The organism is Acinetobacter sp. UBA991, assembly GCF_002292065.1.
Classification (GTDB): Bacteria; Pseudomonadota; Gammaproteobacteria; order Pseudomonadales; family Moraxellaceae; genus Acinetobacter; species Acinetobacter higginsii.
The window spans coordinates 199436-208989 of record NZ_DBBF01000021.1 but is presented as its reverse complement, the minus strand read 5'-3'; the positions used below and the strand labels follow the sequence as shown (position 1 = coordinate 208989).

General features: G+C 41.6%; 7 protein-coding genes and 1 tRNA gene. 3 read left to right on the top strand and 5 right to left on the bottom strand.

Going from position 1 to position 9554, the window contains the following annotated elements; all coding sequences use genetic code 11:
- Window positions 1–14: 14 nt before the first annotated feature.
- The 3 genes from B2727_RS08755 to B2727_RS08745 all read right to left on the bottom strand — a co-directional run bounded on the left by B2727_RS08755 (window position 15) and on the right by B2727_RS08745 (window position 1363).
- Window positions 15–90, bottom strand: a tRNA-Val gene (locus B2727_RS08755).
- Between the two features lie 163 nt (window positions 91–253).
- Window positions 254–763: a cell wall-recycling L,D-carboxypeptidase ElsL gene (gene elsL / locus B2727_RS08750; protein ID WP_033134586.1), complete on the bottom strand. Its 510-nt coding sequence runs from the start codon at window positions 761–763 to the stop codon at window positions 254–256.
- A gap of 234 nt (window positions 764–997) precedes the next feature.
- A complete protein-coding gene (locus tag B2727_RS08745) occupies window positions 998–1363 on the bottom strand; it encodes a YbaN family protein (RefSeq protein WP_005150086.1) in 366 nt (121 codons plus the stop codon).
- A gap of 100 nt (window positions 1364–1463) precedes the next feature.
- On the opposite strand from B2727_RS08745, the gene B2727_RS08740 reads away from it, so the two are divergent.
- The 3 genes from B2727_RS08740 (at window position 1464) to dapE (ending at window position 3843) form a co-directional block, all read left to right on the top strand.
- On the top strand, window positions 1464–2321 hold the full coding sequence (locus B2727_RS08740) for a DUF1853 family protein (protein WP_033134587.1): 858 nt from the start codon (window positions 1464–1466) through the stop codon (window positions 2319–2321).
- A 121-nt stretch (window positions 2322–2442) separates the two neighbouring features.
- Window positions 2443–2586: an entericidin A/B family lipoprotein gene (locus B2727_RS08735; protein ID WP_016541456.1), complete on the top strand. Its 144-nt coding sequence runs from the start codon at window positions 2443–2445 to the stop codon at window positions 2584–2586.
- 123 nt (window positions 2587–2709) lie between these two features.
- Complete coding sequence (dapE, locus tag B2727_RS08730) at window positions 2710–3843, top strand: succinyl-diaminopimelate desuccinylase (protein ID WP_033134588.1); 1134 nt, start codon at window positions 2710–2712, stop codon at window positions 3841–3843.
- Between the two features lie 50 nt (window positions 3844–3893).
- Here dapE and B2727_RS08725 read toward each other — a convergent pair whose 3' ends face one another.
- Both B2727_RS08725 and B2727_RS08720 read right to left on the bottom strand, forming a co-directional pair.
- A complete protein-coding gene (locus B2727_RS08725) occupies window positions 3894–4349 on the bottom strand; it encodes a hypothetical protein (protein ID WP_005206060.1) in 456 nt (151 codons plus the stop codon).
- Between the two features lie 13 nt (window positions 4350–4362).
- On the bottom strand, window positions 4363–9450 hold the full coding sequence (locus B2727_RS08720) for an Hpt domain-containing protein (RefSeq protein WP_033134589.1): 5088 nt from the start codon (window positions 9448–9450) through the stop codon (window positions 4363–4365).
- Between the last annotated feature and the right edge of the window lie 104 nt (window positions 9451–9554).

The following is a 9554-nucleotide window of genomic DNA, read 5'->3' as shown; positions in this document are numbered from 1 at the left end:
TTAACGTAAAGGCTTGGTGGGCGCTGACGGGATCGAACCGCCGACATTCTGCTTGTAAGGCAGACGCTCTACCAACTGAGCTAAGCGCCCTTAACGTCTTCATCGTTTGTGAGGTGCATTATAGAGAATCTTTACAGCCTGTCAAACGCTTTTGCCACTCTTTTCCGAAAAAACCGTACGAATGATTAAAAAATAAGTCATTCCATCAAAAAAATGATATTTTCGTATTTTATTTAAGCACTTATTTGCATTTTCACGCATTATTTTCTAAGGCTTGTTCAGAAATATAAACCACTGCTTGCTCAGAAACGAGTTCAAACAGTTCAAGAATTTCATCATTCTTCATACGAATGCAACCATGTGACATTGGAATACCCATCGGTTCTGTATCAGGAGTACCATGAATATAGATATAACGCTTAAAGGTATCGTGCCCTTCCCCATGGTTAAAGCCTTCCTCTAAGCCATCCAACCATAAGATTCGTGACAATATCCAATCTCGTTGTGGAAATTGTTGTGCTAATTGTTGGTCATACACTTCGCCCGTGGGCTGGCGAGCAATAAATACGGCATTTTTAGGTGCATCACCACCAATCTTTTGAGCAACCTGATGCCAACCTCTTGGCGTCTTGCCACTATTTTCTTGCTCACCAATACCGTTCTTACCAGAAGAGATCACATAGAATTTATTATGTTTTGGCAAACTTAAGGTCTGTTGTGCCAAGTCAATGACAATGTCTGCCTGATCTAAGGTGTAGCTCATTTTTATCTCGATAACTGATAGAACATCTTTATTTCAACATAGACTATCGGCTTTTTCTTGTACTTTTCAGTAGTTTTAATTATCTGTTGGTTTTAAATATAAAAAACAAAACAGCATGATTTATCTTTGAGATAAGCTAAAAGCAGTGCTTTAAGTTTATTTATCCTCGCCACTCACAGCATATGAGCCATATTTGGCGCAAGGTCTTGCGCTTCGGGCAAAGAGTTGCTTTGCTTATCCTCGCTCAGGCTCGGGGCGTAACCACAGCCACACTGCAACGATAAACATAGTGACATCGGTAAAGACTTTTACCCAAAATGGCGCATTGGTAAAGAGCATCAAAATACCACTGATCAGCATCATGATACTGGCGATCCATTTCGCCTTGCGTGGAACTGTGCCATGCTCACGCCAGTTGCGTAAGGTTGGTCCATACTTCGGATGATTCAATAACCATGCATCCATTTCAGGCCAGCCTTTTGAAGCAGCCCACGCTGCTAAAATCAGAAAGACAGTGGTTGGCATCCCCGGTAGAATCGCCCCTATAATTCCTAACGTAATAAAAATCACGACTAAACTACGCCAGAATAATGTTTTCATTGAGCAATTAACCAACACCGATTTACAACCGTGCTAGTATAAAGTGTTTTTATCGTTCTTTCTTAAACTTCACTTATTATTTCAATGATTGAGTTAATTCATGCCTAACCTGATTACCACTTCCAGTTATTTTGAACCGTGGTTACAGTTTAATAACCCAATCGTACGTCATTTAGCATTTTGTATCGCCAGCCCGAGTATATTGGCTCAGACTCCCAATGAGCTTCATGTAAAACATCATTTTGAGCTTCATCACGATTCGATTTGGCACACTCATTATCAAAACTATGAACAGCGATTAAAGCAACTGGATCAACAGCCTCAGCCACTGATTGATTTTCTAGCACAACTCAAAAGTACCCGTCTCGGTTTGCGTTTTGAGAATTTACTCTGGTTCTGGTTATTGGATGATGACTATCATCCCTACCAACTGTTGGAACATAGTATTCAAAAAATTGCAGGTGCAGTCACCTTAGGTGAACTCGATTTTGTTGTACTCAATACACAAACAAATGAAATTGAACATTGGGAAGTAGCACTAAAATATTACCTGGGTGAAAATGAATTAGATTTAGCGCAATGGTATGGCCTAAACCGAGAAGATACCTTGCAGCGAAAGTTAAAACATTTTACTGAACGTCAATTTCAGTTTTCAGAAGCCAATCAGTATCAAATTCAACGAAAGTTTGCAGTGATGAAAGGCCAACTCTATCTACCCCAAGAGCAAAATAACTTAAATCTACCGTCTTGGATCAATGCATCACGACGTTTAGGGCATTGGGGAACCCAGATCCCACAAACGCCTTATTACCGCCTACAACGACATGAATGGCTCTGCCCTGATTTAGAGCCTTCATCACAAACTGCAGTCTGGTGGAGCAATGGTTTGTATTATCAGGATCAGCCAACGCCTTCTTATTATATGTTTCGCCAATCTTCACTTTTATTTATCAAATAAAGTGAATTATTATTCTACAAATTAACATTTTATAACATATCTACCATCAAACCCACATGGTCATTTTCTGTTAACTTTTTTAGCCTCTTAAGTACATCATAATTAAATTGAAATGGAGACGATGATGAAAAAAATTTTAGTTGCTTCAATCATGACTGCTTTTGTTTTAACTGGCTGTAATACATTTAAAGGTATTGGTAAAGATGTGTCTAAGGCAGGTGATAAAGTCACACAAACTGCGGAGAAAACACAAGATAAAATGTAATCCCTGAAAGCAACTTACCAAAACCTTATCTAAACCTAGATAAGGTTTATTTTCCCATACCTTTCTGCTGCATATTCCCCTATTATATCGGTTCACATTTCACCAGATTTAGCTACATCTCGCATGAACCATTCCGATACGCTTGAACTTAGTTTACAACTCCTTCGCCAACCTTCTGTCACACCTGTTGACCATGATTGCCAAAACATCATGGCTGAACGCTTATCGAAGATTGGCTTTAATATCGAAAACATGCGTTTTGAAGATGTTGATAATTTATGGGCACGCCGCGGTACTGAAAATCCAGTATTCTGCTTTGCAGGACATACCGATGTTGTACCAACTGGCCATTTAGACGCATGGAATTCAGATCCATTTTTACCAAGTATTCGTGATGGTAAGTTATATGGGCGTGGTTCTGCTGATATGAAAACGGCATTGGCGGCGATGGTGGTTGCTTCTGAGCGTTTTGTTGCAAAACATCCAAATCATAAAGGTTCTATTGCCTTCCTGATTACTTCAGATGAAGAAGGTCCATCAATTAACGGTACAGTTAAAGTCGTTGAAACATTAGAAGCCCGTAATGAAAAAATGACGTGGTGCTTAGTTGGCGAACCATCAAGCACAAATCAACTGGGCGATATCGTCAAGAATGGCCGTCGTGGCTCTCTAAATGCTGTACTGACTGTTCATGGCAAGCAAGGTCATGTTGCCTATCCACATCTCGCTGAGAACCCAATTCATTCTGCGTCTAAAGCCATCAATGAATTGTGCGAAACAGTTTGGGACAACGGCAATGAATACTTTCCTGCAACCTCATTCCAGATTTCAAATATCCAAGCAGGCACTGGCGCAACCAACGTCATTCCAGGGACATTAAAAGTGACCTTTAACTTCCGTTATTCAACCGAAGTGACTGCGGATATCTTAAAACAACGTGTACTTGAGACCTTAGATAAACATCAATTGAATTATGATATTCAGTGGACTTTATCGGGTTTGCCTTTCCTTACACCTGTTGGTGAGTTGGTGAATGCTGCAAAAACAGCGATTAAAAATGTTACAGGCATTGATACGGTACTTTCAACCAGTGGCGGAACTTCAGATGGTCGCTTTATTGCCCCTACAGGTGCACAAGTACTTGAACTCGGTGTGTTGAATGCCACCATCCATCAGATTAATGAACATGTCAATGTGGCTGAGCTTGAACCATTGGCTGAAATCTATGAACAGATTTTAATCGAGTTACTTGCTTAAAAATAAAAGAGATCAATAAAAAAAGGAACTCAAATGAGTTCCTTTTTTTATTACAACCCGAGCTGGGTTTGTATATTTTGCAAATGGGGAACATAGAATTCATGCTCTCCCATTTTTACATATTTAAAGACTTTGTCGTCATCGGTTTCGCGCTCTTCATCTACAATCTCTGAAATACGCACACGAATCGATTCAGGCATTTCATCGCAGACCAAAGCAAATCGTTCAGAAACGTCATCCCCTTCAATCACCAATGCAACGCCTTGTTTCTGCTTCGGATCATTCACAGCATAGACTGGAAGTTTTAAATCATGCCATTCGATATGATCAACATTGGTTTGGGTATCCATTGCTGATAACACAATATTTTGTGGTAATAGCATCGGTACTTTTTGATGACATTGAATAATATATGCATCAATAAATCCGGTTGAGACCGTAATTAAATGTTGTAACTCTTGCTGGTCAATCTGTCCCAGTGCTGAGTTTGCGCTTTTCTTAGCCATTATTTTTCACCTCTTAGCGCACTGCAAGTAAGCTTTCAATATTTTCCAAGAGCGCCTCTTCTTGGAATGGTTTACCCATATACTGGTTTACACCGAGCGATAATGCACGTTCACGATGCTTCTCACCGGTACGTGATGTAATCATGATAATTGGCAAGTCACGGTGAATTTCATGATGTCGTACCAGATTCGAAACCTCGAAACCATCCATACGTGGCATCTCGATATCCAATAACATCAGATCTGGCTTAACCGTCTCAAGCTGTTCAATTGCATCGACACCATCTTTCGCGGTTACAACATCATAGCCTTGACGCTCTAATAGACGTGAAGTCACCTTACGTACCGTCACCGAGTCATCGACAATCATAATCAAGCGACGTTCGTCATAACGCTGCTTGGTATAGGTCTCATCCGCCTGTTTACTACGTGCAGTTGACTGTGCTTGTCGCGCAATGTTTTGACCGTCCAAGATCAAACAGACTTGACCATCACCGAGAATCGTTGCACCTGCAATCACACCAATACTGGAGAACTGTTGTCCCACTGGTTTGACCACAATCTGTCCACGCGAGCCAATCAACTGATCAACCAGTAATGCCGTGGTTTGACCTTGCGCACCTTTAATTAACAGCACTGGTAAGGAATGGACCACACCACTCAATCGTGGAATTGGCTGCCCAGCAACAAACTCAGACAAGTAACGTAAACGATAACGCTCTTGATCAATGCTGAAGTAATCATCCTGACTTTCAAAGTACTGTTCTAAGGCCATTGGTGAGATACGTACAATACGATCGATCTGTGCCAATGGGAACGCGAACTGTTGATCGCCTGCTTTTACCATCAAGGCATCGCTCACCGCCACCGTCGTCGGTACGCGAATGGTAAAGGTGGTGCCCTGACCTAAGCTTGAATCGACACTGACGTGACCACCTAAGGCTTTAATATCACTTTGTACAACGTCGAGCCCTACACCACGTCCAGAAATTTGAGTGACTTGAGCTGCGGTACTAAAGCCTGGATGGAAGATAAATTGTAGAATTTCTTCCTGATCAAGCTTTTGGTCTTTGGTCATTAAACCAGTCTGTAATGCTTTTTCTTTAATGCGGTTAACATCAATCCCTTTACCATCGTCACTAAAGGTCACCACTACATCTGTGCCTTGACGACCAATGTTCAACACAATATGTCCAGTCTCTGGCTTTTGTGCCTGTAGACGTTGTTCGCGGTCTTCAATCCCGTGGTCAATCGCGTTACGTAACATATGTTCAAACGGCGCAACCAAACGCTCAAGAATACTGCGGTCTAATTCACCTTCGGTATTATTCACCACCAGTTCTGTTGGGCGGTTTAAAGTCGATGCTGTTTGACGCACAATACGTTGCAAACGCGGCAATAAACGAGAGAATGGTACCAAGCGAGTACGCATCAAGCTTTCTTGGATTTCTGCTTGAATACGTGACTGTTGTAACAGCAAACCTTCGGTATCACGAATCTTTTCAGACAGCGTAGTTTTGAAATCAACCAAATCCGATGCAGATTCTGCCAATGATTTAGACAATTGGTTCAGCGAAGAGTATTGGTCCATTTCCAGTGGGTCAAAGTCGGCATAACGCGAGTTTTCACCACCATGTCGTGCAATAATCTGACTTTCTAACTCACCTTCCATTCGGCGTAACTGATCCGCCAAACGTTTGATTGCCAGTTCCATTTCCGTCAAGGTACCGCCCAATTGACCTAAGTCCATCTCGATACGTGAACGGTTGATCGCATTCTCCCCTGACAAATCAATCATCTTCTCGATGACGTCAGCAGAAACACGGATCATTTCATTATTCTGTTCAATGCGTTCAGCGGTTTCCCATTCACCTAGCATTGACGGCGGCTCAGTGCCATCCCCTTGAACAAACTCCATCGTATATTCAGGCGTAAAGATGTCTTTGGCAGAGAGTTTCTGTGGAAGTTGTGCCGAAACATCGACAAATTCCATCTTCTCCAAGCTTTGTTTTAAGCCATCAAAGTTTGCATATTGGCGTTTAGAGATCGCATCCTCAAGCCATGCAAATGCAGTGTTGAGTAGATTGTCATACACATTCGAGTTGAAATGATGCACACCAAATTGCTCAAATGCATTTTCTAAGTGGTAGGCAATAATGGCAATCGCATCCATTTCTGCCATACGTGCACCACCTTTAAGACTGTGGGCATTACGCTGTAACTGCAACAGTAAACTACGGTTACTGCGTTGATCAAACCATTGTTTTAATAAGCCTTGTGCCTGCTCTATTAATTCTTCTGCTTCTTCAAGGAACGTTTGTTCAACCAAAGAGCGAACATCGTCATCAGCCGACACGGTCTCTGTCTCAACAGTTTGAGCTGCTGAAGTATCTTCAAATACTTCTTCTTCGACTTCAACAATACCAACTTGCTCTTCAAGTACTATCGGCTGCACGTCAATTTCAGCTTCGACAAATTCAAGTACATCTGCCGGAGCATCAACATGCTCAGTTTCATTTACTTCGGTTACAGGTATAGCCTCGACAACTGGATCAAGCGTTGCAGGAGCAACTGTTTGATCTGCCTGTTGCAGTAACTGCACCACATGGGTCGATGGATAATCTGTTTGCTGATCGCGAATGGTTTGAATACGATCTGCAATGTCATCTTGGACTAAACGAATGATCGCAATCAGTTGTGGTGTTGCCTGAATCTGTTGGTTGATCAGTTTTTCATAAATCGTTTCCAACTCATGCGCAATCAAACCAATATGACGTGCTTGAATCATATTTGAACCACCTTTTAAGGTGTGCAAATAACGCATCAAGTTCTTTAAAGCATTAATATTTTGGTGATCGGCAGTCCATGTAATTAGATCAGCATCAATCCCCCCCATCAACTCATCTGCTTCTTCAAGGAAGATATCCAACAAGTCAGGATCAAAGTCACGGTTTGCATCAGTTGATTGTAACTGTTGCTTATCCAGAGCCAACTGAGCAGCGAATGTGGTGACATCAATCGTTGCTGACATAGACTCAGTTTGGACTGGCGCAACCGTTATAATTGCATCTGATGACTCAGTAACATCTTCAATTACAGCTAATGGATCTTGTAGTGTTGCTGGTACCGATTCAGTTTCAACGGGATCTGCCACAGCAGCTGTTTTGGACAAATCGGCTAACACAATCAAAGTGTGTGTCGATGGATAATCTACCTGCTGATCACGAATGGTTTGAATACGATCAGCAATATCATCTTGCACTGAACGAATCGCAGTAATCAACTGTGGCGTTGCTTGAATCTGTTGGTTGATCAACTTCTCGTAGATGGTTTCCAACTCATGCGCAATCAAACCAATATGACGCGCTTGAATCATATTTGAACCACCTTTTAAGGTGTGCAAATAGCGCATCAGATTCTTTAGGGCATTGACGTTTTGATGATCCGCAGCCCATGTATTCAGGTCAGTATCAATCCCACCCAGTAATTCGTCGGCTTCTTCAAGGAAGATATCCAATACGTCAGGGTCAAAATCTCGATTCGCTTCATCTGACTGTAACTGCTGCTTATCTAAAGCAAATTGAGCGGCTAAATCAGTGCTGGCAATAACAGGCGTAGTTGCCTGTTGGAGTTCAACTGTATTTATCTCTTCAACTGCCTCAGTCACCTCAACAACAGGTGTTTCTAGAGACTCAACATTTTGTTGAGTGAAGGAACTTAATTCATTTAAAACAAGCTCATGCGCTTTGCTTAAGGTAACACGCTGTCCTGCAGCCAAAGTATCAAACAGTTGGATAAACTGTTGATGGACTTGATGATAAAGCTCAAATGCATAATCAAGATTAAGCAGACTTGGTTTAAAGAGAATATCTTGATAGCTAGAACGCAACTGACTGGTGTATTGATACATGCCAATGGTTGCATGGTGATGCGTATGCTGTAACAAGGTTTCAGCTTGCTGGCTGAGTAACTGAATATATTTCGGGAACTCATGACGTGCACGTTTTTCAAAATCAAACTCAACGTCTAAGAGATCATTAATATTGAGTTCAAGTAACTCAGAGACTAAACCTTGTGGTCGAACGGTGTTCCCATTCTTTTCTTCAAGTTGGAAATCGTAGCTATCCCAAGCAACATTGAAGGTCTGGTAGATTTCATCAAATTTCTGCTGTGGAGCTTGCTGTTTCAAAGTGTGTAAATAATCACGTACAAATTGAGCATAATGTGTCAACAGAGCCGTTTCATCTGAGCTTGAATCCAACTCTTCTTGTAATAATGTTTTAAACAGGTTCTCAACTTTTGAGCTAGCCTCAAACACATGATCAACCTGCGCCATGGCAGAGCTACCACGTAAGGTATGTAATGCTCGAATCAGCGTATTATAGTGATCATTACTTGGACGATCATTCACCAAGAATTGATCAATCGTGGCGAGATGCTCTTCTGCTTCTTCCAAGAAGATGGCCAAAGTTTCCTTCGCAAGAACCTCATCATCGGTATGAACTGTTGTCTCAGCCGAAAGAGATTCGACTGCGATAGTTTCAGGAACAGTTTCTTCAACTGCTTCGACATCTGCCCATTCAAGACCTGTCACGACATCATCATGCGTCAGATCAGTAGCAAGCTTAAATAACTCGGCCAATGCTGGCTCAGGACTTTGCTGTTGTTGTAATTGTTGTCCCAATAAAACCAGTGGTCTGAAGTCGATCAGATGACTTTGAACTGCTTTAAAATCATGAATCAGTTTAAAACGGTAGAGATTGAAAACTGCTTGTATATAGCGTTGGATATCGGTATTTAAGCTAATCGTACCCGCAATCACACGATTTAAAGTATCTTCAACCGTCCACGCCAACTCTCCAGACGACTTCGCCCCCACCATTCTTCCAGACCCTTTAAGCGTATGGAAATGGCGACGAATATCGGTGAGCACATCTTGCTGATGTGGTTGTTCCGTCCATTGAACTAATAATGGTTCTAACTCAACAAAGATCTCATCTAATTCTTCAATAAAAATTTCAAGAATCTCTGCATCTTGTTCAAGATAACTGTCTTCAGGAAGCGTCATCGTTTCAACTAACGTTTTTAATATTTGTTTCATAGCTGCTTCTTTCGTTTTTATCCACCAACGTGGGTAAAAATTACGTCTATCTATCACACAAGATGTAGTTACATTTCGCCATCACCTTGTTGAGATATCCAACA